This window comes from Pseudomonas sp. HP_14, from assembly GCF_055283875.1.
Genome location: NZ_JBTOQI010000011.1, coordinates 24,545 through 49,414, shown reverse-complemented (window position 1 = coordinate 49,414; position 24,870 = coordinate 24,545). Strand labels below are relative to the sequence as shown.

Here is a 24,870-nt window from a genome sequence, read left to right as displayed (position 1 = left end):
CTGGACGGAAACCCCGACCAGCTTGAAAAGGTCGCGCAGTGTAACGGCAAATAGCCCCGTTGCTAAGGGTCAATGTGCGCCAATTTACTCAACATTTGCGACGTGGCCGTCAACTCGCCGCGCTGGAAATGACTGTGTTTTGTCTGAGATTCTATGTGACATGAGCCGACGCTATCGCGAGCAAGCTCACTCCTACAGGGGTTTGTGGTCGTCTGTAGGAGTGAGCTTGCTCGCGATAGCGTCGGTTCAAGCACAAAAAATATCCAGCCAGACATAGAGTCTTGCCCAGGAACTACAGACCACTCTCGAGATACCGCTTCAACGCCGCCACCGAATCCGGGCAATACGGCTTTAGTTCAGCTTCGTGCAGGGCCTCATCCACAGGAATGAAGCGCGCCTCCAGCACCTCTTCGGGCTGCAATGTCAAAGGCCCGTCCCAGACCGCCGAGAACACCGCGCACCAGAGCCGGTTACCCGGTTGGTCGAAGAAGAAATGCTCGTGCTCCGTCAGCGGCACGCCACTCACCCCCAACTCCTCGGCCAGTTCCCGTGCAGCCGACTCGGCGTAGCTCTCGTCTGCCTGCACCATGCCGCCCGCCGCGACATCCCAGTAACCGGGGTAGATGGCTTTGCTCAGCGTACGGCGATGCACGCATAACTCGCCTGCGGAATTAAACACCAGAATATAAGTGCCACGGCCGATCAGCCCGGCTTCGCGTAGTTGCGAGCGGACCATGCCCCCGAGCGGCTGGTCCAGCTCATCAACCCAAGCGATCAGTTCAGCGTCCGAGGCGGCGCGGTGCGCAGCCTCGGTGGTTGAGAACGACATCAATCAGCCCTGCGACAGCAATTGACGAAGGTCGATCACAGCGGCGTTGGCGCGGGAAATATAGTTAGCCATGACCAACGAGTGGTTAGCCAAAACACCGAACGCGCTGCCGTTGAGCACCATTGGGCTCCACAGCGGTTCTTGCGAAGCTTCCAGCTCGCGAATGATCTGACGCACGCTGACGGTGGCGTTTTTCTTGGCCAGCACGTCGGCAAAATCGACTTCGATGGCGCGCAGCAAGTGCGACAGCGCCCAAGCCTGACCGCGTGCCTCATAGAACACGTTGTCGATTTCCAGCCATGGTGTCTCAACGATCTCCTCATCAACCTGAGGCACTTCGCCCGGCTTTACCGCCACCACCGCTTCGGTTTTCAGGGTGCTGTTGAGTTTCACACGGCCAACGCTGGCCGAAAGACGCTGCGACAGCGAACCCAGACGGGTATTAACGTCCCCCAGCCAGTTGCTGAGGTTGTCAGCACGCGCATAGAACAGCGCAGTCTTTGAATTCGGGTCAGACAGACGCGCTTCATAGCGATTCAGCGCCGCAATGCCTTCGCGATACTGAGACTCGCTGGAAGGCAGAACCCAGCTGTTGTTGCTGAAGTTGAACAACGGCTCAGCGCGGGCCAAGTCACCGTCTTCCGCCGATTGAGATTGCGAGCGAGAGAAATCCTTACGCAAGGCACGGCTCAAATCCCGCACCTGGAACATCACGCCGTATTCCCAGCTAGGAATATTGTCCAGCCACAAGCCTGGCGGCATGCGGTCGTTGGACAGATAACCGCCGCGCTTGTCGAGCAGCGTGCCTACGACGGTTTTCAGGGTTTCAACAGTGGTGTATCCAATCACCATCTGCTTGCCTTCGCGCTCGGCCGCAGCCTGAGCATTTTGCTGGACGGGGAACAACGCCGGTTCACTGCTCCAGTACCAGCCGATCAGCAATGTGACCACCAGGTAAATCGCGACCACGGCACCCAGTGCACGGCTGTAAAACAGCCCGCCCAGGTAACCACGGCGCTTGACCGAAGCCGGTTCATCGACGCGCTCTTTCGCGCTGCCTGCGCGGTTCTTCCAATCCAGCATGGCTATGTCCTTTCAATCACGGGGTTCAGTGCTCTGACCGCAACCTTACAGCAAGGTGCCTTTTGCAGGTATGTCGAGGTGGGAGGTTTTGTTGAGGATGGCTCACGAGTTCAGGTCTGATGCACCACAGTCGCCCGGCAAACGAAGGACCTGTAGGAGTGAGCTTGCTCGCGATGCATTCCGTCATTCCAAGAGTCACTCACAGAAAGAACGCCATCGCGAGCAAGGTGGATCGCCACCCCGGTCACTCCTACAGGGAGCGCGGTGTCATAGAGAACAGCAACTAATGACCACAACAAAACCAGAAACGTCCTACAGCATTGGCCATTGACCCAAAACGGCTGCTCTTTGATCATTCCCGCCCTGAGCCTAAGAACTCTGACAACCGTACACCCGCCACGATAGACAGCGGTTTTTTTGCGCCTGCGCTAAGGTCACTTAGCGCAGCCGTTTAATGCATCTGCACGTCTGTCATGTCGGGAGTCGGCTAATACAAGACCCTTCGGGGGAATATGCCGGCACTGGTTGTTGGTGTTCTTAGCTCCCGACGCCTTTTGCATTAATAAGGACAGACAGCATGGACACGCCTTTCGAACCCCTACGATTCACCCATCAGAAACGCCATCTGCACGCCCTTATCATGGAGCAACAAGCCTGGTTCTGCGCCCGCGACCTTGGTCGTTTGATGGGCCTGTTCCTTGAAAACCGGCTGGTCCGCAAACTCGACCCCGACCAGCGCTGCACCCTGACCCTGAACTACTACGGCGAGGCGCAGGAAATGCTCATGGTCAGTGAATCCGCTGCTTACGCATTGCTGGTCCACCACCATCACCCGGCCAATAGCCAGTTGCGCCAGTGGATCACCCATGAAGTCATTCCTACGCTGTTCGCCGCACGCATTCATTCACTGCATAACAGCCCGACGCCCGCGCGACTGGAATGGCAAGGCGGCGAACTGGGCGTTATCCATTGGCAAAATGAACCGTGGATCAGGCTGCGGGACATGCCGAGCTTATTGCCGGGGCGAGAGGGGTTGCAGGTCAGGCCGGTGAGTTGGTGGGGGCGGATTAAGCGTGGGTTGGGTATCACCAATAAGGAGCGAGCACCTTTCTGAAAAACCATGGCCTCATCCTGATCACAAATCGGGTCCTGTATATTTCAACGGTTAAAAGAGCCAACCCAATGGACAATGCGATCAACTCCGTAGTCCACGCGGCTGACTGTCGGCTACGATAAACGACAGGAGAATTCCCATTAAAAACCACCGTGACGAAATGTTAAATAATTTGGCGGGCATATCATGATTACAAGCTGGGTAGTGCTCGATAGTGCAACGGCAGTTAAGCGCTCATTGACTAGAGCTGACCTGGGCATAAGCAGCATTATTTTTCATGCCAAGTCAATGAACAATGGTTATCCATGCATATTTAAAACGAAGTCACTCACCCGCGTTACTTAAGGGAGGATCTGAATTAAAGTGCCCTGGGCTGTGGCCGTAGCTGCATCGCTCAAGATCCGCCTCAGTAGAGAGCGCAGTAATTATTCCAAGTCTATATTTGCAATAATCGATAACTCGCTGCCTATCCTCCAACGAAAGCTCCCGCAAGGTCTTACCCTCACCCTGATTCGCAAAAATATTATGAAACTTAATTTGCAGAGTTAAATATTTTTTCTTGAAAGGAATCGTCTCCAGATCGGCGTCTTCTAGATAATCATAGTATCCATAGTTCAAAACGAAATACAAAACGACCAAAAAGATCAGCACTATTCTCTTCATGACGTAGGTGGCGCAAGAAAATTCATTTTTGTACGCAATACTTTAACCAATTCAAGCCCGACATTACCAGGACAGATTTTATTGCCCTGAAACGGAAATTCTCGGTGCGCACCTAATACAGAAATATTGAACACACTCTTTAGGGCCTGAATAAGTGCGAGAGTCGCATCCAGCTGCCGAGCCGGAATCGCCCGCGTTGCATCATAACCAACGCTGTCCCGAACCCCCGTCCTCACCTTTGCGTATAGATCGCCCCCCTCCTCAACCGTCGCTAAATTCTCCAGCAAAACAATTCCGATAGCACCGGTATTGAAATCAAGCATGTGGCTACCTTTGAAGCGTATATCTCGCCCTTCAAATATGAAGCCTGAACAATCAATCCCGAAGTGATAACCCACGTCACCGTAATTTTGTTTCAGATGCATTGCCTCGACATCCTTCATCTGCAAAGCGCCGGGATCACAGATAAACGCACGACCCGCATGGTGGATCGAGATCATCGAATAGTCCCAATCAGAGTCAAGTTCGGCCTCCACCTTACGGGCTGTCCACTCAGATCTCTCAATCGCCGGAAAGCCCGCCGCCGTAATACGTCGAAAAATCGTTGCTCGCGTAGCAGCTCTATCGTTGACGGTAATACGGTGAGTTATATTCCCTATCTGAACGACTTTTGCACTTGTGTGAGCGACATATTCCCTAGTCATTAGCGTGCTCCATAAAATCTTCGATAAGTCCCGTAGGAGCTTTGAACAAAAAATGCACCTCGATTTTCTCCCCCGCTGAAGACGCCGCTATGTAGGCCACTCCTTCTGCATCGGTATAACCGCTGAGATGCTTACCGTTGACCACAGCAATATATCGTCTGTTTGCCAACGGCATTCCATCTGTGTCGGCTGCATAAAAAACCTGTCCATACCGAACCGCCTGCTGATCCTGATGCACACGAAGCCGCTCCATCACAAGCTGCTCAGACTTCCGCCCTCGCACCGGCCTCTTGAACTGGCCCCAGTCAAAGTAATAAGCGCCATCTTTAACAAGCAGCCATTCACCGCTGGACACCGGGTCCAAACCTTCGTTATCAAAGTTGATCATCTGCTCACGCTTGAGCTGAGCAAGACCTTCGATGCTGTCGCCTCGCTCAAATGCGTCCTTGACCAATATTCGTGCTTCGTCAGGCGAATAAGCGTTAGCCAGTTCCTCGGGCAGCGGGTATTGCGCACTGATTAGTTTCAAAACGAACTCTCACCAAGCCACTCATCGTAAGCAACGGTGCCGGCGATCTTGTGTCTCCAGCGAATGACCTGGTAAGCAAAATGCACTCTTTCAAGCTGGGTGAAATGAGCGGTCGCCAACTCCTGGCAGTGAGGCATGATCATCTCAACACCCACGATGAGCGCCTCCTTGATCTCCACGCTTTAGAAAAGCTCTTCGCCACCAACTGCCGCGTTGCGATAGAAATCCAGCGTGCATTTGGTCAGGGGCTCTCCGTTGCTGAGCGCCGCGTAAATGAGCGGTGACGATTTGTCGATGGCTTTGGTAATGATTAGAGGCTTGTGCTTTCTATGCCCTTCCCGCGCACCACCTGGAACCATAATCGCGTGGTTGATGGCCTGAACCAGAATCTGGTCCTCATGACCCTGGCGCCAGGCATTGCCCATCGACTGTTCGCCCAGTGCCCCTGCAGTGATGAGGCCTTGTTGGGTTCCTTGGATGGTCATGTAAGCGGGATGTGGCATCGGCCTGCTCCTGATGGATGTGCCGCCACCCTACCAGCGCCAATTCCCCCAAAATCAACCGCCGAAAAATTCAGAAATACCCTACGCCACGCCCTCAGGATTCCCGCCAAACAACTAGGCAGTTAAGCTTTGGTCCTACAATAGCGGCCTTCACCCACCCGCAGCACTCACGAAACTCTCCAGTCATCGAATTGTTGCCAATTATTTGACTTAGGGCACGTTCGAGGCGGAAAGTAGGTGGTAGCATAGCGCCAGCAGTGATCTACCAGAGAACACACACGTAGCCCGATATGACCGAGCCAGCAGATCCAAGTCGCGATCGTCTCAAACATCATTTCGCTCAGCGCGTCATCCATCAGGCACGTCAGATTCTTGAGGCTTGGCAGCGGCTGCAGCAGGGCGAATGGTCTGCGGCGGATATGACGGAATTTCAGGACGCCAACCAGCGTTTGCTGCGCTTCGCCGAGCGTTTTGAACAGACCGAGCATATCGAGCTGGCACAAGCCATCAATGCGTCGCTGGAAGGGGTCGAGGCTAATCGCGGTCGTTTAAGCAGCGCCCTGATTACCGAACTCAACAGTTTGATGCAGCGCTTGTCGCGTACCGGGCTGCGCCACGGTGACCGCTTTGAACAAACCGCCCTGCCTCCTCTTCGCAAGCCTATCTATATAGCGCTGCAGGATTTTGACCGCGCCGAGCGCCTGACCAAGCAGCTAGAATTTTTTGGCCTGTTCGCTCAGGCCGTCGATGGGTTGGATAATTTCCACGCAGCTATGGCTCATCGTCACCCGGCAGCTATCGTGATTGATGTGGACTTCTGCGGCCAAGGCGAAGGCCTGAAACTGGCGGCAGGGGTTCAGCAAGGCCTTGAGCAAAAATTGCCGCTGCTGTTCTTCAGCCATCACGAGACCGATACCCCGACCAGACTCGCCGCGGTGCGTGCCGGGGGCGAAGAGTTTTTGACCGGCACGCTGGAAGCTTCGAGCCTGCTGGAAAAAATAGAAATTCTCACCTGTGTGGCGCAATACGAGCCCTACAAGGTGCTGATTATCGATGACTCCCGCGCACAGGCCTTACACACCGAACGCCTGCTGAACAGCGCCGGGATTGTGACTCGTACGCTGCTCGATCCGATCCAGGCCATGGCCGAGCTCGCTGACTTCCAGCCGGACTTGATCATCCTTGATATGTACATGCCAGGCTGTACCGGTACCGAACTGGCCAAAGTTATCCGCCACAACGACCGTTATGTCAGTGTGCCGATCATTTATCTGTCTGCCGAAGATGACCTGGACAAGCAGCTGGATGCAATGAGCGAAGGCGGCGATGACTTCCTGACCAAGCCGATCAAACCGCGCCATCTGATTACCACTGTACGCAACCGTGCTGCACGGGCCCGCAACCTCAAAGCGCGAATGGTACGCGACAGCCTGACCGGCCTTTATAACCACACCCATATCCTGCAATTGCTGGAAGACTGCAGTTTCCGCGCGCGCCGGGAAAATCAACGGCTGTGCTTCGCGATGCTCGACATTGACCACTTCAAGAAAGTCAATGACAGCCACGGCCACCCCATGGGCGACCGTGTGATCAAGAGCCTCGCGCTGTTCCTCAAGCAACGGCTGCGCAAAACCGACTACATCGGCCGTTATGGCGGAGAAGAATTCGCCATCGTGATGCCTGACACAGACATCCAGAGCGCCCATCTGGTGCTTGATGAGATTCGTCGACGCTTTGCTGAAATTCACTACCCCGCGCAACCGGCTGATCTGTTCTGCACCTTTAGCGCCGGGGTCGTGGAGATGAGCGACAAGGACGACAGCCTGCTACTGGCCTCCCGCGCCGACGAAGCGCTGTATCGCGCCAAACATGCCGGGCGTAATCATGTGTTTCTGGAATATGACGCGAAGCAGAGCTCGCTGTTGTTGAGTGTGGCCGACAAGGCCTAATTCACCGCGCAACCGCAAGACTGGTAGGACCGAATTCATTCGGGAAGACGGTATTCATGACGACAAGTTTTCTGCGGATGTACCGGCCCCTTCGCGAATGAATTCGCTCCCACATAACCCAGCGTGCCTAGCCAGTTATGGGTTGATTGCCGGGAGCGTCGGAAACCCCCACTTACAAACCCCATTCCTGCACGCTGTGAAACACTCCGCTATCATGCGCAAACTTTTGCGACTCGAGACTGCCATGCGCCGCTTGTTATGCCTGCTGCTATTGATCCTCGCCCTGCCTGCAACCGGCGCGGGTCTGCTGGACAGCCGCCCCAACGCCACGCTCGGTGGCGCGGCGCTGGATAACAGCAAGGATTTCCTGCCCGTTCGTCAGGCCTTCCAACTGAATCTGATCGACACCACTCCCGAGTCGATCAAGCTGCGTTTCGTCGCCACCGAAGGCTATTACCTTTATCGCCACCGTTTTCAGTTCCGCACCGAACCCGCCGACATTGGCCTGGGCGCAGCGCAACTACCGGATGGCGAAAAGAAGCACGACGAGTACTTTGGCGATGTAGAGGTCTACCACGGGATCCTCGACATCGACTTGCCGCGTAAACCGGGCGACAACCGACCGTTCACACTGGTCGTGACCTATCAGGGCTGCGCAGACAAAGGCTTGTGTTACCCGCCCGAAACCGAACGGCTGACGATTGGTGATCCCGCGGCGGCTGCCACGGCTGTACTTTCATCCCCCACCACTGCGACCAGTCCCGGCTGGAGCTGGAAAGAACTGGCGCTGTTCTTCCTCGCCGGTATCGGCCTGACCTTCACACCGTGCGTACTGCCCATGCTGCCGATTCTTTCGGGCGTGGTGCTGCGCGGCCAGGTCGGCGGGCTACGCGGCTTGAGCCTTTCACTCGCCTACGTGCTACCGATGGCAATCAGCTTTGCCGCGCTGGGTGCGCTGATGGGCATGTTCGGTGCGGGCCTGAATTTGCAGGCTCGTCTGCAATCGGCCTGGGTACTGGTGCCGTTCTCGCTGTTCTTCGTCGTTTTTGCCATCGCAATGTTCGGCGCGTTCGAGCTGCGGCTGCCCCAGGCACTCAGCAACCGGCTGGACCGGATCGCAGGTAAAACCGAGGGAGGCTCGTTATGGGGTGCCGCCGTGCTGGGCGTGGTTTCCAGCCTGCTGGTCTCACCCTGTGTTTCTGCGCCACTGGCCGGTGCTCTGCTTTATATAAGTGCCAGCGGCGACGCGCTGGGCGGGGCGTTGAAGCTTTTCGCGCTAGGCCTGGGTATGGGCGCACCACTGCTGTTGGTCGCTACCGGCGGCGCGACCTGGCTGCCGAAAAGCGGCCCTTGGCTGGTCACGGTTAAAAATGCCATTGGCGTGCTGCTGTTGGGTTTGGCCATCGCGTTACTCAGCCGTGTTCTACCCGGCCAGATCACCCTGCTGCTGACTGGTCTGTTGGCGGCAGGCGTCGCTTTGTTCCTCGGTGCGCTGGAGTTTGGTGCAAAAAATACCCGCCAACGGTTGTCGCAACTGCTGGGGCTTTTTTTACTGGTCTATGCTTTGACCTGCTGGTTCGGCGCCTGGAGTGGCCAGACCGATCCGACTCGCCCCCTGGGTCGACCACAAGCAGCACTCGGCAACAATGGAGCCGCACCGGCAAATAAAACCGAGTGGCAGACCATCACCAGCGGTGCCGAGCTGGACCGGGTGCTTGGCGAAGCAAAAAATGCAGGCCAGCCGTTGATGCTGGATTGGTACGCGGACTGGTGCATCAGTTGCAAGGTGATCGAACATGAAGTTTTGCCTGATCCCGGCGTGATCAGCCAGCTTGAAGGCTTCCGTCTGATCCGCTTTGACATGACGCAAAGCAACGCCGAACAACGCGCCCTGCTGGATCGCTATAAGTTGTTTGGCCCGCCTGCACTGCTGATTTTCGGCAAAAATGGCGACGAGCGCAGCGATGTTCGTGTCGTCGGCGAAATCGACGCGAAAAGCCTGATAGAGCGGTTGATTAGAGCAAATGACCAAATCTAGCCAATGAGTCACAAACTTTTCGCGAACTTCGGTAATCGTGCCAGCTATTGCAGTTAACTGGACAGTACAAGGATGTTTGCGGCATAGTCGCCGGGCTTTGATGCTCGCAACCATAACAAGGAACATCCGATGGCGACTCTTCTGGTACTGCATGGCCCTAACCTAAACCTGCTGGGCACCCGCGAACCGGGTATCTACGGCGCAGTTACCCTGGCTCAGATCAATCAGGATCTGGAAACAAGGGCTCGCGAAGCCGGCCACCATCTGATGTATCTGCAAAGCAATGCCGAGTACGAATTGATTGACCGGATCCACGCTGCACGCGATGAAGGCGTGGATTTTATCGTCATCAATCCGGCTGCATTTACACACACCAGTGTTGCAATACGTGACGCGTTGCTGGGAGTGAGCATCCCATTCATCGAAGTGCACCTCTCGAACGTGCACAAACGTGAAGCTTTCCGCCATCACTCCTACTTTTCAGATGTTGCTGTAGGTGTGATCTGCGGCCTTGGCGCCAGCGGATACCGAATGGCCCTGGAGGCCGCCCTGGAACAATTGGCCGTCAGTTCGAAGTCATGACCGCACAGCCACAGGCTGCGCTGCATGACCCGAACCACTAACAACTTTTTACCCCTGACCGACCCTTGGGAGTTGATGATTAATGGATATCCGTAAAGTCAAGAAACTGATCGAACTGCTGGAAGAATCTGGCATCGACGAGCTGGAGATTCGTGAAGGCGAAGAATCCGTACGGATCAGCCGTCACAGCAAGACTCCAGCACAACCGTACTACGCGCCTGCTCCGGTAGCCGCTCCAGTTGCAGCACCTGTAGCTGCTGCTCCGGTTGCAGCTGAAGCCCCTTCGGCACCGAAACTGAACGGCACCGTTGTTAAATCGCCAATGGTAGGTACGTTCTACCGCACTCCAGCGCCTGGCTCGCCAGCGTTCGTTGAAGTCGGCAAGACCGTCAAGAAAGGCGACACCATCTGCATCGTTGAAGCGATGAAAATGATGAACCACATCGAAGCTGAAGTCAGCGGTGTGATCGAATCGATCCTGGTAGAAAACGGTCAGCCGGTTGAGTATGACCAGCCGCTGTTCACCATCGTTTGAACCGGGGAGAGCCTGCGATGTTGGAAAAAGTCCTGATCGCCAACCGCGGCGAAATCGCCTTGCGTATCTTGCGTGCCTGTAAAGAACTGGGCATCAAGACCGTCGCGGTACATTCCACGGCAGACCGTGAGCTGATGCACCTGGGCCTGGCAGACGAAACTGTCTGCATCGGTCCGGCACCAGCCAATCTGTCTTACCTGAACATCCCGGCCATCATTTCGGCTGCAGAGCTGACCGGCGCCACGGCGATTCACCCGGGCTACGGCTTCCTCGCGGAAAACGCCGACTTTGCCGAACAGGTCGAGAAATCCGGCTTCGCCTTCATCGGCCCGAAAGCTGAAACCATCCGCCTGATGGGCGACAAGGTTTCCGCCAAGGACGCCATGAAGCGCGCCAAAGTGCCGACCGTTCCTGGTTCTGACGGCCCGTTGCCGGAAGACGAAGAAACCGCGCTGCGCATCGGCCGTGAAGTCGGCTATCCGGTGATCATCAAGGCCGCTGGCGGCGGCGGTGGTCGCGGCATGCGCGTTGTGCACAAGGAAGAAGACCTGATCGAAGCGGCCAAGCAGACCCGTGCCGAAGCGGCTGCCTGGTTCAGCAACCCGATGGTCTATCTGGAAAAATACCTGACCAACCCGCGTCACGTGGAAGTCCAGGTCATTTCCGACGGCCAGGGCAACGCCATTCACCTGGGCGACCGTGACTGCTCTCTGCAGCGCCGTCACCAGAAGGTTCTGGAAGAAGCTCCGGCACCGTTCATCGACGAACAAGCCCGTAAAGATGTGTTCGCCGCCTGCGTGAAAGCGTGTGTGGATATCGGCTATCGTGGTGCCGGTACATTCGAGTTCCTGTACGAGAACGGCCGTTTCTACTTCATCGAGATGAACACTCGCGTTCAGGTAGAGCACCCGGTTTCGGAAATGGTCACCGGTATCGACATCCTCAAGGAGATGCTCAGCATCGCCGCCGGCAACAAACTGTCGTTTACCCAGGATGACGTTGTCATTCACGGGCACTCGCTGGAATGCCGGATCAACGCTGAAGATCCGAAAACCTTTATCCCGAGTCCAGGTCTGGTCAAACACTTCCACGCGCCAGGCGGTAACGGTGTGCGTGTCGACTCGCACCTGTACAGCGGTTACAAGGTTCCTTCGAACTACGACTCGTTGATCGGCAAGCTGATCACCTGGGGCGCGACACGCGATGAAGCCATGGCTCGCATGCGCAACGCTCTGGACGAAATCGTGGTCGATGGCATCAAGACCAACATCCCGCTGCACCGTGATCTGACCCGTGATGAAGGCTTCTGCGAAGGCGGCGTCAACATTCACTACCTGGAACACAAGCTGGCCAATCAATAAGCCTCCTTGCTCCGGATCAACAAAGCCGCTTTCAAAGCGGCTTTGTTGTTTGTGGCGCAGCACAGTAAACTTGCGCGTTTCCCGCTGCACGCAATTGCAGAATCATTTTTCACTCGAAGGTAACCCGCCATGCCCTGGCTGCAAGTCCGTCTCGCCATCAGTCCTGAACAAGCCGAAACCTACGAAGACGCCCTTCTCGAAGTTGGCGCCGTATCGGTCACGTTCATGGACGCTGAAGATCAGCCGATCTTCGAGCCGGAACTCAACACCACGCCGCTGTGGTCGAACACGCACCTGCTGGCATTGTTTGAAGCCGACACTGACGCCGAGCACGTTCTGGCGCACCTACGCCTGCTGACCGACGCCGAGCTGCCGGAGCACATGAGCGAAGTTATCGAAGATCAGGACTGGGAGCGCAGCTGGATGGATAACTTCCAGCCGATGCGTTTCGGTCAACGCCTGTGGATCGTGCCAAGCTGGCACGCCGCGCCGGAACCTGAAGCTGTCAATCTGCTGCTCGATCCAGGTCTGGCGTTTGGTACTGGAACGCACCCGACCACTGCGCTGTGCCTGGAATGGCTCGACGGTCAGGACCTGAATGGTTGCGACCTGCTGGACTTTGGTTGCGGCTCGGGCATCCTGGCCATCGCCGCCTTGCTGCTGGGCGCGAAAAAGGCGGTGGGCACCGATATCGACGTACAGGCACTGGAAGCATCGCGCGATAACGCCGGTCGCAACAACATTGCGCCGGAGTGCTTCGAGCTGTATCTGCCTGAAGACATGCCGCCACAACAGGCCGACGTACTGGTTGCCAACATTCTTGCCGGTCCGTTGGTCGCCCTGGCGCCGCAACTGGCCACACTGGTCAAGACCGGTGGTCGCCTGGCGCTTTCCGGCATTCTTGCCGAACAGGGCGAAGAAGTTGCTGCTGCTTATGCCGACACCTTCGAGCTCGATCCGATTGCCAACCGTGATGGTTGGGTTCGTATCACTGGCCGTCGCCGTTAATCACCGCTTTAACCGGATAGCCGCATGACCGACAGTTTTGTCACTCAGTGCCCGCACTGCCAGACCAGTTTCCGAGTCAGCCACGCACAATTGAGCGTGGCACGCGGCGTGGTGCGGTGTGGTGCGTGCCTGCAGGTTTTCAATGCTGCCAAGCAACTGCTGGAACAACGCAGCAACCAGCAGGCCGCCGCCGAGCCGGCACAAACAGCGGTTACGGACGCACTGCCGGTCCCGGTAGCTGCTGAAACGCTGCCGGTAGTGCAAAGCGAGCCAGTCACCGCGCAAACACCGGTCGTGGAAAGCTTCGAAGCTCCCGAGTCCTGGAAGGCCAACGCTCTGGATCTGGACAGCCTGGACCTGGATGAAGAGCTGGCCCGCCTCGAACAGCGTGAAATCCAGCTGCCCGAAACGTTTGGCCAGGAATCACCCCGCCACGATGATTCGGCACTGTCTGCCCGTCGCGACGGCACTCATGCGGACCCGGACGATTGGGTCGACAGCCTGCCCAATGACGATGTCAGCCAATTGCCCGAGCTGCATGCCGAGGTCATCCCCGAACCCGAAATTTTGCCCGAGCAAGAGTCCGACTCGCGCGATGGCAGAACCGAGCCATCGTTTTCGCTGAGTGACCATCACCTGGATGACGATGAGCCCACAGTGGCCGCCCCGATTCCGCGCAAAACGTCGAGCAATGAAAAACCATCACGTTTTTCGGCGCTGGATGACGACAGCGATGAAATGGACGAGCCGCAGCACGATTCCCGTGCACGCCGTGAGCGCACCGAGCCCGGCGTTCGTGATCAGGCGCTGCTGGACCTGACCGACGATCCATTGCAACTGGACTGGCAACCGCCCAAATCCCGCTGGGGCCGCAAGCTGATCTGGACCCTGCTGACCTTGATAGCCCTGGCCGGACTGGCCGGACAGTACGTGTGGTATCACTTCGACGAGCTGGCACGCCAGGACCAGTACCGTCCGTGGTTCCAGATGATTTGCCCACAGATCGACTGCAAGGTCCCGTCCAAGGTCGATATCAACCAGCTCAAAAGCAGCAATCTGGTCGTGCGCAGCCATCCTGAGTTCAAAGGCGCGCTGGTGGTCGATGCAATCATCTACAACCGCGCGCCCTTCTCTCAGCCGTTCCCGCTGCTGGAGCTGCGCTTTGCCGACACCAGCGGTCAGCTGATTGCCAGCCGTCGATTCAAGCCTGCCGAATACTTGAGCGGCGAAATCGCCGGAAAAGAAGAGATGCCACCGCAGACACCGATCCATATTGCGCTGGACATTCTCGACCCGGGTGCAAAAGCGGTGAATTACAGCCTCAGCTTCCGATCGCCGGAATAACCCCGGCAGCGCAGAGCGACGAAATGAATTGCCGTTGATCGGACGCAAATCAGCGCCCGAGCCTTCAGCAGCACATCACGGCAGCGCAGTAGACCGTAAAACCGCCACTGGTCCGGCAACAACTGTTCAGATTTTATCCAATTCAGCCTTTATCCAGTCATCGAGAGCGGGTATCATGCCAACCCTTTTTCTTACTCTGGATTCGGTCTGAGAGGCGCATAAGCACTTGTCAGGCCGGGCTCGAACGGACCGTGTAGATAACGCATTACACACGGTTTGCCATGATTCGGCCCCCACAACAGGCACACCTATGTCGGCGGTACGCATCGGTCCGTATACATTGCAGAACGGCTTGATTCTCGCTCCTATGGCGGGCGTCACAGACCAGCCCTTTCGTCAGCTCTGTCGCCAACTCGGTGCGGGCCTGGTGGTTTCGGAAATGGTCACCAGTGACATGAGCCTGTGGAACAGCCGCAAATCGCGTCTGCGCATGATCCACGAAGGTGATCCCGAGCCCCGCTCGGTACAGATCGCCGGTGGTGATCCGCAGATGCTCGCCGATGCGGCGCGCGCCAATGTGGAACTGGGCGCGCAGATCATCGACATCAACATGGGATGTCCGGCCAAGAAAGTCTGTAACAAGGCAGCCGGTTCAGCATTGTTGAAAGACGAACAACTGGTGAGTGAAATCCTGCAGGCCGTAGTGGCCGCGGTCGATGTACCGGTCACCCTGAAGATCCGCACCGGCTGGGACCGGGATAACAAGAATGGCCTGACAGTGGCGAAAATCGCCGAGCAGGCCGGAATTCAGGCGCTGGCCGTTCATGGACGGACCCGGGCCGATCTGTACACCGGTGAAGCCGAATACGACACCATTGCCGCGATCAAACAGGCGATTTCGATTCCTGTGTTCGCCAATGGCGATATTGATTCCCCCCACAAAGCCCGGCATGTGCTGCAAGCGACCGGTGCTGACGGGTTATTGATTGGACGGGCTGCCCAAGGGCGTCCGTGGATTTTTCGCGAAATAGAACACTACCTTCGTACTGGCGAAATATTGCCGGCAATGCAGTTGGGTGAAGTGGAACGCATTCTGCTAGAGCATCTGGCAGCGCTTCACGTTTTCTACGGCGATGTGCTGGGCGTGCGAATAGCGCGCAAGCACGTTGGCTGGTATCTCGCAACCTTGCCGGGCGCCAGGGAGTTTCGCGCCCACTTCAATCGTTTGCAAGATACGGAAGCACAGTGCGCCAACGTTCGCGAGTTCTTCAGCGAACGCTACAAAAGCCCGGAAACAGGGCAAGAAGAAGAGGTGGCCGCATGACGATGATGACTGAGACTTTAGTGAGTGGAACGACACCCGTGAGCGACAACGTCAATTTGAAACAGCACCTCAACACGCCGAGCGAAGAGGGCCAGACCCTGCGCGGCAATGTTGAGAAGGCGCTGCACAATTATTTCGCCCACCTTGAAGGTGCTGCCGTCACTGACGTGTACAACCTGGTGTTGTCGGAAGTCGAGGCGCCGCTGCTCGAGTGCGTGATGAACTACGTCAAGGGTAACCAGACGAAAGCATCCGAGCTGCTGGGCCTGAATCGCGGCACCCTGCGCAAGAAACTCAAGCAGTACGACCTGCTTTAAGCATTCCATACAAAAAAGGCGACCCTTATCGAGGTCGCCTTTTTTGCTGAATCCATTTGCTTTTGCCTTGATGGAAATTGAAATGACCGACCAGACTACCCGCCTGCCGATTCGCCGCGCCTTGATCAGTGTTTCCGACAAGACCGGCATCCTTGAATTTGCCCGTGAACTGGAAGCCCTTGGCGTTGAAATCCTGTCCACCGGCGGTACCTTCAAGCTGTTGCAGGACAATGGCGTCGCAGCGGTAGAAGTCGCTGATTACACCGGCTTCGCGGAAATGATGGACGGCCGGGTTAAAACCCTGCATCCGAAAATCCACGGCGGCATCCTGGGCCGTCGCGGCATCGACGATGCAATCATGAGCGAGCACGGTATCAACCCGATCGATCTGGTTGCGGTCAACCTTTACCCATTCCAGGCCACTGTCGCCAAGCCGGGTTGCGACCTGCCGACCGCTATTGAGAACATCGATATCGGCGGCCCGACGATGGTCCGTTCGGCAGCAAAAAACCATAAAGATGTCGCTATCGTGGTCAACGCCAGCGATTACGGTCAGGTACTGGAAAGCCTCAAGGCTGGCGGCCTGACTTACGCTCAGCGTTTCGACCTGATGCTCAAGGCGTTCGAGCACACTGCAGCTTACGACGGCATGATCGCCAACTATCTGGGCAGCATTGACCAGAAGGCCGAAACCCTGAGCACCGAAGGCCGCAGCGAATTCCCGCGCACCTTCAACAGCCAGTTCGTCAAGGCTCAGGAAATGCGCTACGGCGAGAACCCGCACCAGAGTGCGGCGTTTTACGTTGAAGCCAACCCGGCCGAAATCGGCATCGCCACGGCGACCCAGCTTCAGGGTAAAGAACTGTCGTTCAACAATGTGGCCGACACTGATGCTGCACTGGAATGCGTGAAAAGCTTCGTAAAACCAGCCTGCGTTATCGTCAAGCACGCCAACCCGTGCGGCGTTGCAGTCGCGCTGGACAACGAAGGCGGCATCCGTCAGGCCTACGAACTGGCCTACGCAACCGACACCGAATCTGCATTTGGCGGCATCATTGCCTTCAACCGCGAACTGGACGCCGAGACCGCCAAGGCCATCGTCGAGCGTCAGTTCGTTGAAGTGATCATTGCCCCAAGCGTCAGCGCCGAGGCACAGGCGATTGTTGCCAGCAAAGCCAACGTGCGCCTGCTGAGCACTGGCCAATGGGCCGCTCAACGTGACGCTGCTTGGGACTACAAGCGCGTCAATGGCGGTCTGCTGGTACAGAGCCGCGATATCGGCATGATCACCGCTGATGACCTCAAAGTGGTCACCAAGCGCGCACCAAGCGAAAAAGAAATCCACGATTTGATCTTCGCCTGGAAAGTCGCCAAGTACGTTAAATCCAACGCTATCGTCTACGCCAAGAACCGTCAGACCATCGGTGTCGGCGCAGGCCAGATGAGCCGCGTAAACTCGGCTCGTATCGCCGCGATCAAGGCTGAACACGCTGGTTTGCAGGTACAGGGCGCAGTCATGGCGTCTGACGCATTCTTCCCGTTCCGCGACGGCATCGACAACGCAGCCAAGGTGGGCATCACTGCGGTGATCCAGCCTGGCGGCTCGATGCGTGACAACGAAGTGATTGCGGCGGCTGATGAAGCCGGTATCGCCATGGTGTTCACCGGGATGCGGCATTTCCGTCACTAACTAATAGCTCACTTATCCTGTAGGAGTGAGCTTGCTCGCGATCCAGCGCGAAGCGCTGGCAAAGGATTCAAATTCAGATCCAGTTGAAGGCCGTTCCGGCCTTATCGCGAGCAAGCTCACTCCTACAGGGGTTGGCGTCATCGAGGTTTTTTGAAATGAACGTATTGATCATTGGCAGTGGTGGCCGCGAACACGCTCTGGCGTGGAAAGTCGCTCAGGACCCACGCGTCGTGAAGGTTTTTGTTGCACCGGGCAATGCCGGGACCGCCATCGAAGCGAAGTGCGAGAACGTCGCTATCGACGTGCTGGCTCTTGAACAACTGGCGGATTTCGCTGAAAAGAACGTCTCCCTGACCATTGTCGGCCCGGAAGTACCACTGGTTGCCGGTGTGGTTGATCTGTTCCGCAGCCGCAATCTGGACTGCTTCGGCCCTACTGCTGGCGCTGCCCAGCTGGAAGGCTCGAAAGCGTTTACCAAGGACTTCCTGGCGCGCCACAAGATCCCGACCGCCGACTATCAGAACTTCACTGAAATCGAGCCTGCGCTGGCGTACCTGCGCGAAAAAGGCGCTCCGATCGTCATCAAGGCCGACGGTCTGGCGGCAGGCAAAGGCGTAATCGTCGCCATGACTCTTGCTGAAGCCGAAGACGCCGTGCGCGACATGCTGGCTGGCAATGCTTTCGGCGAAGCCGGTTCGCGGGTCGTGATCGAAGAGTTTCTCGATGGCGAAGAAGCCAGCTTCATCGTCATGGTTGACGGCAAGAACGTGCTGCCGATGGCCACCAGCCAGGACCACAAGCGTGTTGGCGACGCCGACAGCGGTCCGAACACTGGCGGTATGGGTGCCTACTCCCCTGCCCCGGTTGTCACCGCCGAAGTTCACCAGCGCGTAATGGATCTGGTCATCTGGCCGACCGTGCGTGGCATGGCCGATGAAGGCAACGTCTACACTGGCTTCCTCTATGCAGGCCTGATGATCGACAAAGCCGGTAACCCGAAGGTTATCGAGTTCAACTGCCGCTTCGGCGATCCGGAAACCCAACCGGTGATGCTGCGCCTGCAATCGAGTCTGGTCCTGTTGGTCGAAGCTGCTCTGGCTCAGGCGCTGGATAAAGTGGAAGCTCAGTGGGATCCGCGCCCTAGTCTGGGCATCGTCCTCGCCGCTGGCGGCTACCCTGGCGATTACGCCAAAGGCGCAGCGATCAAAGGTCTGGATGACGCCGCGCAACTGCCAGGCAAAGTGTTCCATGCGGGCACGGCACTGCAGGACGGTCAGGTAGTGACCAGTGGCGGTCGCGTGCTATGCGCCACTGCATTGGGCGAAACAGTAGGCGATGCTCAGAAACACGCCTATGCTCTGGCCGCAAAGGTTGATTGGGAAGGTTGCTTCTATCGCAGTGACATTGGCTACCGCGCCATTGCCCGCGAGCGTGGTGAAGACCTGTAACAAGCCTTTAGCCGGATCCGGCAGGATTGGGAACGAGCGCACGCGCGTCTCGCTCCGCCTGCCGGGTTTGACCGGCCATTCAGCGCTTCGCACAGAGATTGAAATAGAGTTTAGAGTTATCGGGCATTCATCTTACGAAGGGATCTCACCGTGCGCTGGCTCAGGATTGCCAAAGGTTTAACCGTAGGGATGTTGACCCTGCTCTTCGTGCTGTCGGCGCATGCCCAGCCAAGTGCGGGCTGGTCAACACTGCTCGACCCCCAGGCAAACCTGCAATTGAGCGATGTACGCTCTGCCCGCTATCAAAACCAGTTCAGCCCTACCGAACTTGATCAGGTCACGGCCGCCGATCGTAATAGCGCCCTGTGGCTGCACTATCGCCTGCAACCCAGCGATCACGAACAACTGTTACGCATCTTCGCTCCCGACCTCGCCAGTCTGGACCTCTATGTCCTGAATCTGGACGAACTGATTAACCATACGCGCACCGGTAACAGCGTCGCGCCCCAGAACAATGTCTTGCGGGCCAGCGATTTCATGCTGCCTATCCCGCAAAGCTCAGCGCCTGTGGATATCTATCTGCGGCTGGTCTCAACCCAGCAATTGCGCCCCAACATCAGCCTGCAACCCGCAATAAACAGCGCGGCCGACGAACGCGAACCGTTTTTGTTCGGCCTGTTGTTCGGCTCGCTGGGCATGCTGATCCTGCAGAACATGACCCGCTACGCGCACACCCGATCGCGCACGAACCTATGGCTCGCAGGCTGCGAGGGATTGCTGGCGCTCAGCGCTGCGCTGCTACTCAACCTGTTGACCCCGTGGCTCAAGACCTGGCACATCGCGCAAACACCTGCGGCGCATCTGACCCTGCTGTTCGCGGCGCTCGCGGGCCTGATGTATGCCCACTCCTTCTTCGCGCATCGCAATGTCATCGCGCTCAATCGTCTGTTGATGGGCAGTCTGGTTGTCATTGCCCTCGGCTGCCTGTTGATAATGTTCGTCGACACCTTGCCACTGAACCTGCTGACGTTCGGACTGGTAACACTTGCGACCGTGAGCATCCTGTTCGTCTCGGCCTACCACTGGCAGAAAGGTTACTGGCCTGCGCGTCTGTTCGTGATGTCGATGGTCACCTTCAACATTGGCTGCCTGGTGATTTTGCCTGCCCTGCTGTGGCTGACATGGATATCCCCACAATGGTTGATCCTCACGCTGCTGGCGGTGTTCTGCTTCAGCGGCTTGTTGATGAGTGTGGCAATCAGCGAACGCCATCGCAGTTTTACCGAAGACAAATTCAGTATTAGCCGGGACAAGGCCGCGAGCACCGCGGAAATCAACGCCAAGGCCGAATTCCTGGCAAAAATCAGCCACGAAATCCGTACCCCGATGAACGGTGTACTGGGCATGACCGAATTGCTGCTGGGCACACCGTTATCGGTCAAGCAGCGCGACTACGTGCAGACTATTCACAGCGCGGGCAACGAACTGCTCAGTCTGATCAACGAAATTCTCGACATCACCAAACTCGAGTCCGGGCAGATCGAGCTGGATGATGTGCAGTTCGATCTCAGTGCTCTGATCGAGGACTGCCTTAACATCTTCCGCGCCAAAGCTGAGCAGCAGGATGTCGAACTGATCAGCCTGATCCAGCCGCAAGTGCCACGGGTCATCAGCGGTGACCCGACTCGCCTGCGTCAGACCGTACTGAGCCTGCTGGAAAACGCCCTGAAGAAAACCGACGAGGGTGAGATTCTGGTGGTGGTTGCTCTCGACTCCCGCGCTGGCAAACCTCGCCTGCGCATCGCGGTACAGGACAGCGGCGAAGCGCTCTCTGCCGACGATCGCGAGGCATTGCTGCATGCCGAACTGCACAGCAAGAATTTCATGGCCTCAAGCAAACTGGGCGGGCATCTGGGTCTGGTTATTGCCCGCCAGTTGATCGGCCTGATGGGCGGTGAATTCGGCATCCAGTCCGGCGGTAGCCACGGCAGCACATTGTGGCTGAGCCTGCCGCTTGATTCGAATCGTCTGGAGCAACCGCCACTGGACCTCGACAGCCCGCTCAAGGGTGCAAGAGTGCTGGTCGTCGACGATAACGAAACATGCCGCAAAGTGCTGGTTCAACAATGTAGTTCCTGGGGCCTCAACGTCAGTGCCGTGCCGTCCGGTAAAGAAGCCCTGGCCCTGTTGCGAACCAAGGCGCACTTGCGTGATTACTTTGATGTAGTGCTGCTGGATCAGAACATGCCCGGCATGACGGGCATGCAGCTGGCCGCCAAGATCAAGGAAGATCCAAGCCTGAACCACGACATCCTGCTGATCATGCTGACCGGTATCAGCAATGCGCCAAGCAAGATCATCGCGCGCAATGCAGGAATCAAGAGAATTCTGGCCAAGCCGGTGGCGGGTTACACGCTCAAAACCACGTTGGCGGATGAGCTCACTCAACTGAACAAGGGGGCGACGCCGCACCAGGTGACGCCCATACACAACATACCGGTCAAGGTACCGAGCGACTTCCGTATTCTGGTCGCCGAAGATAACAACATCTCTACCAAAGTGATTCGCGGCATGCTGGGCAAGCTGAACCTGAACCCTGACACTGCCAGTAACGGCGAAGAAGCCTTGCGAGCAATGAAAGCCCAGCGCTATGACTTGGTGTTGATGGACTGTGAAATGCCGATTCTGGACGGCTTTTCCGCCACCGAACAGCTGCGTGCATGGGAAGTTGGCAACCAGCGGGTACGCACACCCGTGGTGGCGCTGACCGCGCACATCCTGACAGAACACAAGGATCGCGCTCGTCAGGCCGGTATGGACGGGCATATGGCCAAACCCGTGGAGCTGTCTCAATTGCGCGAGTTGGTGGAACACTGGGTAGCCCAACGTGAGAAGGTTCGCGCACTGACATCATCCGGTGATCTTTACCAACAAAATTGATCTGCTGCTTCACAGCGACGTCTGTTGCGCCCTGATAGACTCGCCACGTCTTTACCTGCTGCCGAGCCCAAGCCATGCTCCATGTGTTGTTCAGCGTATATCTGAAGATGCTGGTGCTTTACAGCCCGTTCTTCGTCCTCTCCTGTTTCATCAGCCTGACCCGTGGTCACTCGCGTAAAGAGCAACGGCGTCTGGCGTGGAAAGTGGCACTGGCGACCCTGATTTCCAGCGTGTTGCTCTACCTGTTCGGTCGTGTGATCTTCAGCGTATTTGGCATTACGGTTGATGCATTCCGAATCGGCGCGGGCAGTGTGCTGTTCATTTCTGCACTGGGAATGGCGCAAGGCAAGTCGGCGGTACAGACCGACAATGTTCAGCAAGACGTGACCATCGTCCCGCTGACCATTCCGCTCACTGTCGGCCCCGGTACCATTGGTGCGTTGTTAGTGATGGGCGTCAGCCAGCCTCACTGGGATGACAAGCTGACTGCTATTTTCAGTATTGCTTTGGCCAGCCTCACTGTTGGCGTGGTGCTGTACCTGGCCAACAACATTGAACGCATCCTGGGTGAACAAGGCTTGCAGATCGTCAGTCGGTTGATGGGGTTGTTTGTCTGTGCGTTAGCCGCGCAGATCATCTTTACCGGGGTGCAGGGTTATCTGGTGCGATAAACATCAAATGGCCCATAGCTGAATATCAGGCACACTCCATTGCGCTATATGTTTCGAAACTCCATAGCCGTCTGTTCATCCAGAAAAGCGGCGACTTTTTTTCGATAGGGCGCATAGGTATCAGCACTGTAGCGGTACCCCCCTCCTGCGATCGTGACTGCGACTTTTGCTTTTGAGCCCTGAAACCAGGAAGGCTCAGTCGTACCGATGTTCATTTCCAGACCACAGAACATAATCTCTATACGCCCACGAGCATCCTTTCGGCACGGAATAATCTGCACGTTCTCACTGCGTTCCTTGCTGAACCAGTTGCGGAAAAAAATCTTGCCGTCGTTGCTGCGCATCAATTCGTTGAAAGCAGAACGTGCGAGCCGCTCCAAAGCACTGTTCTCTGAGGTAGCAATCGCGTCGCCTATCACCGAGGCAAGGTCCCGAGGGTCCGTTAAAACGAACCGCTCGCCAGGCAGGGCATCGGTAATTTCAAAGCCGCTTTTGTAAAATCCGAATTGAAAACGGTCGATCCATTGAGCCCAGTATCTTTTCCGGTTATGCGTGGCGTTTGCTTTTAGTTCGGAATAGGCAAGGCAGTCAAGAATGTCTGCTTTTTCTTCGGCAGAAGTATCGGGCGAGAAAGTAACCAGATTAGTGCCGCCCAACAGAATATCTGATGAATGACTCATGCCATCCCCCCCTCGCTCAAAGCGATAACGCATTCATTTTTTGCCGCCCCTAGCTCAGTGATGACGCGCTCTCTGATCCGGCGATATCTTCTTTCAACAAATTCCGCAGAAGATACGGTTATCGATAAGCTGCCACTTGATCGCGGGGTCGACAGGTGCGCGGATATAGGAGATTGTTCGCCAAGCGCAGGCATTTTCGATATCAGGAAGACTGTGGTGATTAAGGATGCAGGGCTTATGAAGCTGACCAGCAGGATGAGCGTCGTGCTATCCATGTCTGCCTGAGAATCCAATGCATGCTCCAGCAGCAACCGCTGCGCTGGATCATGATGACTCGAAGCTTTCAAATCGGTACAAAGCCTCAAAAGCCGCTGAAGAAGAGCGGCTGGAACCCTCAGGCGCAGCAGTTCTGCCAACGTTCGCTCTACGCCAAGGGAGACCTCTGCACTGTAAAGGTAATCCTGAGTACGCTCCTGCAGCGTTAACCAACCAAAAAGGCTCATTACCTCATTACACTTGGCACTCCATTCGGAAGACTCGGTAAATTTCGAATACTTGTGGGAAGCTCCTGTTTGTGAATATAGAGTCGAGCAGAGCACATCATCCCTGGTTTGCTTCGTCACGCCGTCTTCAAAAAACAGTACATGGCCCGCACTCACATAGGCACAGCGACTTTCGTCATCCATTACGACATCCATTATCAAACCCTGAAAAAAGGGCTGCCATAAAAAGAGCAGCCCACACACTTAGTTGATGAGTGCAAATTCTGCGTCAAGTTGATCGGTCAAATATTTATCTACATGCTTTTCGGCACGTCGCCATTGGCGCGGGTTCAACTGGGTGAAGTTCTCACCGCGCTCTATCGTTATTGCAGAGGTGTTGAAATCCCAGAAAAGCACATTGGTTGCACTCACATTCACTTTAAGCGAGACAAACGCCATGGCCAGCAATACATCACCTTCAACGGTTTCGACACCGGATACAATTGCAAAGCTGACATCACCAAACTGCTTTACCGAACGCTGAAATAGCTCCAGTGGCTTGTCTTGTGATTTCAGGCTTTCGAAGGCCTGACCTACCAGCCCTAATAATAGCTTCCCGGTCAGCGGCCCAACGGCAGCAGCTCCGATCAGGCCAGTGAGAATCTCCAGACCGACCTTGTCCATGGTCAGGCGGCTGTCCTTGGCTTCATAATTACCATATCGGGAGCGGGTGGAGGGAAAGCCGCAGTTATGCATTTCGCGCGTAAATATCTCGTAAGAGGAGACGTGCTTCACCGAGTATCCAGCCTTAGTCTTTGCGTACTGAACGGCGTCAAGAACAATTTCCTTATTCTTTGTCGACATGCCGCTCGCAATCGAAATCAGGACATTTTCCATGACTATAGAAGTATCGCTTTCGGGGCCGACCTCCTTCCGTACGAATTCGCTCATGCGGTTCATGCCATCATTCATAAAGCCGCCGACCTGCTCTGTATCTTTCATAAAATTCCCTTTTTATAAATAAGTCCCTCATGGACAATTCAAACCTAGCTTACCAACTACAGCTCGTCTACTGC

The 24,870-nt window shown here is 56.3% G+C and carries 22 protein-coding genes and 1 pseudogene; 14 read left to right on the top strand and 9 right to left on the bottom strand.

Annotated elements, in window-relative coordinates; genetic code table 11:
• Positions 1-292 precede the first annotated feature (292 nt).
• Together ACYASS_RS09785 and ACYASS_RS09780 are read right to left on the bottom strand one after the other, a co-directional pair.
• Positions 293-829 (bottom strand): NUDIX hydrolase, encoded by a 537-nt coding sequence (locus ACYASS_RS09785; RefSeq protein WP_463585985.1) that lies wholly within the window; start codon positions 827-829, stop codon positions 293-295.
• Between the two features lie 3 nt (positions 830-832).
• Positions 833-1,912 carry a DUF2333 family protein gene (locus ACYASS_RS09780; protein ID WP_122663063.1) on the bottom strand — a complete coding sequence of 360 codons (1,080 nt, stop codon included), beginning with the start codon at positions 1,910-1,912 and terminating at the stop codon, positions 833-835.
• A gap of 577 nt (positions 1,913-2,489) precedes the next feature.
• On the opposite strand from ACYASS_RS09780, the gene ACYASS_RS09775 reads away from it, so the two are divergent.
• Positions 2,490-3,026, top strand: a complete 537-nt coding sequence (locus ACYASS_RS09775) for a BRO-N domain-containing protein (protein WP_463585984.1) — start codon at positions 2,490-2,492, stop codon at positions 3,024-3,026.
• A 324-nt stretch (positions 3,027-3,350) separates the two neighbouring features.
• On the opposite strand, the gene ACYASS_RS09770 is transcribed toward ACYASS_RS09775, so the two are convergent.
• The 4 genes and pseudogenes from ACYASS_RS09770 to ACYASS_RS09755 all read right to left on the bottom strand — a co-directional run bounded on the left by ACYASS_RS09770 (position 3,351) and on the right by ACYASS_RS09755 (position 5,425).
• Positions 3,351-3,677 (bottom strand): hypothetical protein, encoded by a 327-nt coding sequence (locus tag ACYASS_RS09770; protein ID WP_193441884.1) that lies wholly within the window; start codon positions 3,675-3,677, stop codon positions 3,351-3,353.
• An 8-nt stretch (positions 3,678-3,685) separates the two neighbouring features.
• Positions 3,686-4,393, bottom strand: coding sequence for a peptidoglycan recognition protein family protein (locus ACYASS_RS09765; protein ID WP_463585983.1), 708 nt, complete (start codon positions 4,391-4,393; stop codon positions 3,686-3,688).
• Positions 4,386-4,922: a hypothetical protein gene (locus tag ACYASS_RS09760; RefSeq protein ID WP_463585982.1), complete on the bottom strand. Its 537-nt coding sequence runs from the start codon at positions 4,920-4,922 to the stop codon at positions 4,386-4,388. Before ACYASS_RS09760 ends, ACYASS_RS09765 begins: the two co-directional genes overlap by 8 nt.
• A pseudogene (locus tag ACYASS_RS09755) lies at positions 4,919-5,425 on the bottom strand (Hcp family type VI secretion system effector). The gene ACYASS_RS09760 and the pseudogene ACYASS_RS09755 overlap by 4 nt, the downstream one beginning before the upstream one ends.
• Before the next feature lie 290 nt (positions 5,426-5,715).
• Between ACYASS_RS09755 and ACYASS_RS09750 the strand changes: the two are divergent.
• From ACYASS_RS09750 to ACYASS_RS09690, 13 genes are all read left to right on the top strand, one after another.
• Entirely contained in the window at positions 5,716-7,374 is a 1,659-nt protein-coding gene (locus ACYASS_RS09750) for a diguanylate cyclase (protein ID WP_463585981.1), read from the top strand.
• Positions 7,375-7,618: 244 nt separating this feature from the next.
• Positions 7,619-9,412, top strand: a complete 1,794-nt coding sequence (locus ACYASS_RS09745; protein ID WP_463585980.1) for a protein-disulfide reductase DsbD — start codon at positions 7,619-7,621, stop codon at positions 9,410-9,412.
• Between the two features lie 129 nt (positions 9,413-9,541).
• The gene (gene aroQ, locus ACYASS_RS09740) at positions 9,542-9,994 is read left to right on the top strand and encodes a type II 3-dehydroquinate dehydratase (RefSeq protein ID WP_122663072.1); all 453 of its coding nucleotides are present in this window, start codon (positions 9,542-9,544) and stop codon (positions 9,992-9,994) included.
• A gap of 82 nt (positions 9,995-10,076) precedes the next feature.
• Complete coding sequence (accB, locus tag ACYASS_RS09735; RefSeq protein ID WP_243245148.1) at positions 10,077-10,529, top strand: acetyl-CoA carboxylase biotin carboxyl carrier protein; 453 nt, start codon at positions 10,077-10,079, stop codon at positions 10,527-10,529.
• Between the two features lie 17 nt (positions 10,530-10,546).
• Positions 10,547-11,890, top strand: coding sequence for an acetyl-CoA carboxylase biotin carboxylase subunit (gene accC, locus ACYASS_RS09730; RefSeq protein WP_463585979.1), 1,344 nt, complete (start codon positions 10,547-10,549; stop codon positions 11,888-11,890).
• 129 nt (positions 11,891-12,019) lie between these two features.
• Positions 12,020-12,898, top strand: coding sequence for a 50S ribosomal protein L11 methyltransferase (gene prmA / locus ACYASS_RS09725; RefSeq protein ID WP_463585978.1), 879 nt, complete (start codon positions 12,020-12,022; stop codon positions 12,896-12,898).
• A 24-nt stretch (positions 12,899-12,922) separates the two neighbouring features.
• Positions 12,923-14,242, top strand: a complete 1,320-nt coding sequence (locus tag ACYASS_RS09720) for a DUF3426 domain-containing protein (RefSeq protein WP_463585977.1) — start codon at positions 12,923-12,925, stop codon at positions 14,240-14,242.
• A 310-nt stretch (positions 14,243-14,552) separates the two neighbouring features.
• Positions 14,553-15,566, top strand: coding sequence for a tRNA dihydrouridine synthase DusB (gene dusB / locus ACYASS_RS09715; protein WP_463585976.1), 1,014 nt, complete (start codon positions 14,553-14,555; stop codon positions 15,564-15,566).
• On the top strand, positions 15,563-15,883 hold the full coding sequence (fis, locus tag ACYASS_RS09710; RefSeq protein ID WP_030128251.1) for a DNA-binding transcriptional regulator Fis: 321 nt from the start codon (positions 15,563-15,565) through the stop codon (positions 15,881-15,883). The genes dusB and fis overlap by 4 nt, the downstream gene beginning before the upstream one ends.
• Before the next feature lie 82 nt (positions 15,884-15,965).
• Positions 15,966-17,573, top strand: coding sequence for a bifunctional phosphoribosylaminoimidazolecarboxamide formyltransferase/IMP cyclohydrolase (gene purH, locus ACYASS_RS09705; RefSeq protein ID WP_463585975.1), 1,608 nt, complete (start codon positions 15,966-15,968; stop codon positions 17,571-17,573).
• A gap of 155 nt (positions 17,574-17,728) precedes the next feature.
• On the top strand, positions 17,729-19,021 hold the full coding sequence (gene purD / locus ACYASS_RS09700; protein WP_463585974.1) for a phosphoribosylamine--glycine ligase: 1,293 nt from the start codon (positions 17,729-17,731) through the stop codon (positions 19,019-19,021).
• Between the two features lie 150 nt (positions 19,022-19,171).
• On the top strand, positions 19,172-21,961 hold the full coding sequence (locus ACYASS_RS09695; protein WP_463585973.1) for a hybrid sensor histidine kinase/response regulator: 2,790 nt from the start codon (positions 19,172-19,174) through the stop codon (positions 21,959-21,961).
• A gap of 74 nt (positions 21,962-22,035) precedes the next feature.
• Complete coding sequence (locus ACYASS_RS09690) at positions 22,036-22,632, top strand: MarC family protein (protein WP_463585972.1); 597 nt, start codon at positions 22,036-22,038, stop codon at positions 22,630-22,632.
• A 44-nt stretch (positions 22,633-22,676) separates the two neighbouring features.
• On the opposite strand, the gene ACYASS_RS09685 is transcribed toward ACYASS_RS09690, so the two are convergent.
• Genes ACYASS_RS09685 through ACYASS_RS09675 form a run of 3 tightly spaced genes read right to left on the bottom strand, consistent with a single transcriptional unit; the run spans position 22,677 to position 24,796 of the window.
• Positions 22,677-23,312, bottom strand: coding sequence for a hypothetical protein (locus ACYASS_RS09685; protein WP_463585971.1), 636 nt, complete (start codon positions 23,310-23,312; stop codon positions 22,677-22,679).
• Entirely contained in the window at positions 23,309-23,998 is a 690-nt protein-coding gene (locus ACYASS_RS09680; RefSeq protein WP_463585970.1) for a hypothetical protein, read from the bottom strand. Before ACYASS_RS09680 ends, ACYASS_RS09685 begins: the two co-directional genes overlap by 4 nt.
• Positions 23,999-24,058: 60 nt before the next feature.
• Positions 24,059-24,796 (bottom strand): hypothetical protein, encoded by a 738-nt coding sequence (locus ACYASS_RS09675; protein ID WP_463585969.1) that lies wholly within the window; start codon positions 24,794-24,796, stop codon positions 24,059-24,061.
• Between the last annotated feature and the right edge of the window lie 74 nt (positions 24,797-24,870).

What these genes read in the sequence shown, in the direction of transcription:
- ACYASS_RS09785 (WP_463585985.1), bottom strand. Translation starts at nt 829, where the DNA reads ATGTCGTTCTCAACCACCGAGGCTGCGCACCGCGCCGCCTCGGACGCT.
- ACYASS_RS09780 (WP_122663063.1), bottom strand. Translation starts at nt 1,912, where the DNA reads ATGCTGGATTGGAAGAACCGCGCAGGCAGCGCGAAAGAGCGCGTCGAT.
- ACYASS_RS09775 (WP_463585984.1), top strand. Translation starts at nt 2,490, where the DNA reads ATGGACACGCCTTTCGAACCCCTACGATTCACCCATCAGAAACGCCAT.
- ACYASS_RS09765 (WP_463585983.1), bottom strand. Translation starts at nt 4,393, where the DNA reads ATGACTAGGGAATATGTCGCTCACACAAGTGCAAAAGTCGTTCAGATA.
- ACYASS_RS09750 (WP_463585981.1), top strand. Translation starts at nt 5,716, where the DNA reads ATGACCGAGCCAGCAGATCCAAGTCGCGATCGTCTCAAACATCATTTC.
- ACYASS_RS09745 (WP_463585980.1), top strand. Translation starts at nt 7,619, where the DNA reads ATGCGCCGCTTGTTATGCCTGCTGCTATTGATCCTCGCCCTGCCTGCA.
- aroQ (WP_122663072.1), top strand. Translation starts at nt 9,542, where the DNA reads ATGGCGACTCTTCTGGTACTGCATGGCCCTAACCTAAACCTGCTGGGC.
- accB (WP_243245148.1), top strand. Translation starts at nt 10,077, where the DNA reads ATGGATATCCGTAAAGTCAAGAAACTGATCGAACTGCTGGAAGAATCT.
- accC (WP_463585979.1), top strand. Translation starts at nt 10,547, where the DNA reads ATGTTGGAAAAAGTCCTGATCGCCAACCGCGGCGAAATCGCCTTGCGT.
- prmA (WP_463585978.1), top strand. Translation starts at nt 12,020, where the DNA reads ATGCCCTGGCTGCAAGTCCGTCTCGCCATCAGTCCTGAACAAGCCGAA.
- ACYASS_RS09720 (WP_463585977.1), top strand. Translation starts at nt 12,923, where the DNA reads ATGACCGACAGTTTTGTCACTCAGTGCCCGCACTGCCAGACCAGTTTC.
- dusB (WP_463585976.1), top strand. Translation starts at nt 14,553, where the DNA reads ATGTCGGCGGTACGCATCGGTCCGTATACATTGCAGAACGGCTTGATT.
- fis (WP_030128251.1), top strand. Translation starts at nt 15,563, where the DNA reads ATGACGATGATGACTGAGACTTTAGTGAGTGGAACGACACCCGTGAGC.
- purH (WP_463585975.1), top strand. Translation starts at nt 15,966, where the DNA reads ATGACCGACCAGACTACCCGCCTGCCGATTCGCCGCGCCTTGATCAGT.
- purD (WP_463585974.1), top strand. Translation starts at nt 17,729, where the DNA reads ATGAACGTATTGATCATTGGCAGTGGTGGCCGCGAACACGCTCTGGCG.
- ACYASS_RS09690 (WP_463585972.1), top strand. Translation starts at nt 22,036, where the DNA reads ATGCTCCATGTGTTGTTCAGCGTATATCTGAAGATGCTGGTGCTTTAC.
- ACYASS_RS09685 (WP_463585971.1), bottom strand. Translation starts at nt 23,312, where the DNA reads ATGAGTCATTCATCAGATATTCTGTTGGGCGGCACTAATCTGGTTACT.
- ACYASS_RS09680 (WP_463585970.1), bottom strand. Translation starts at nt 23,998, where the DNA reads ATGGATGACGAAAGTCGCTGTGCCTATGTGAGTGCGGGCCATGTACTG.
- ACYASS_RS09675 (WP_463585969.1), bottom strand. Translation starts at nt 24,796, where the DNA reads ATGAAAGATACAGAGCAGGTCGGCGGCTTTATGAATGATGGCATGAAC.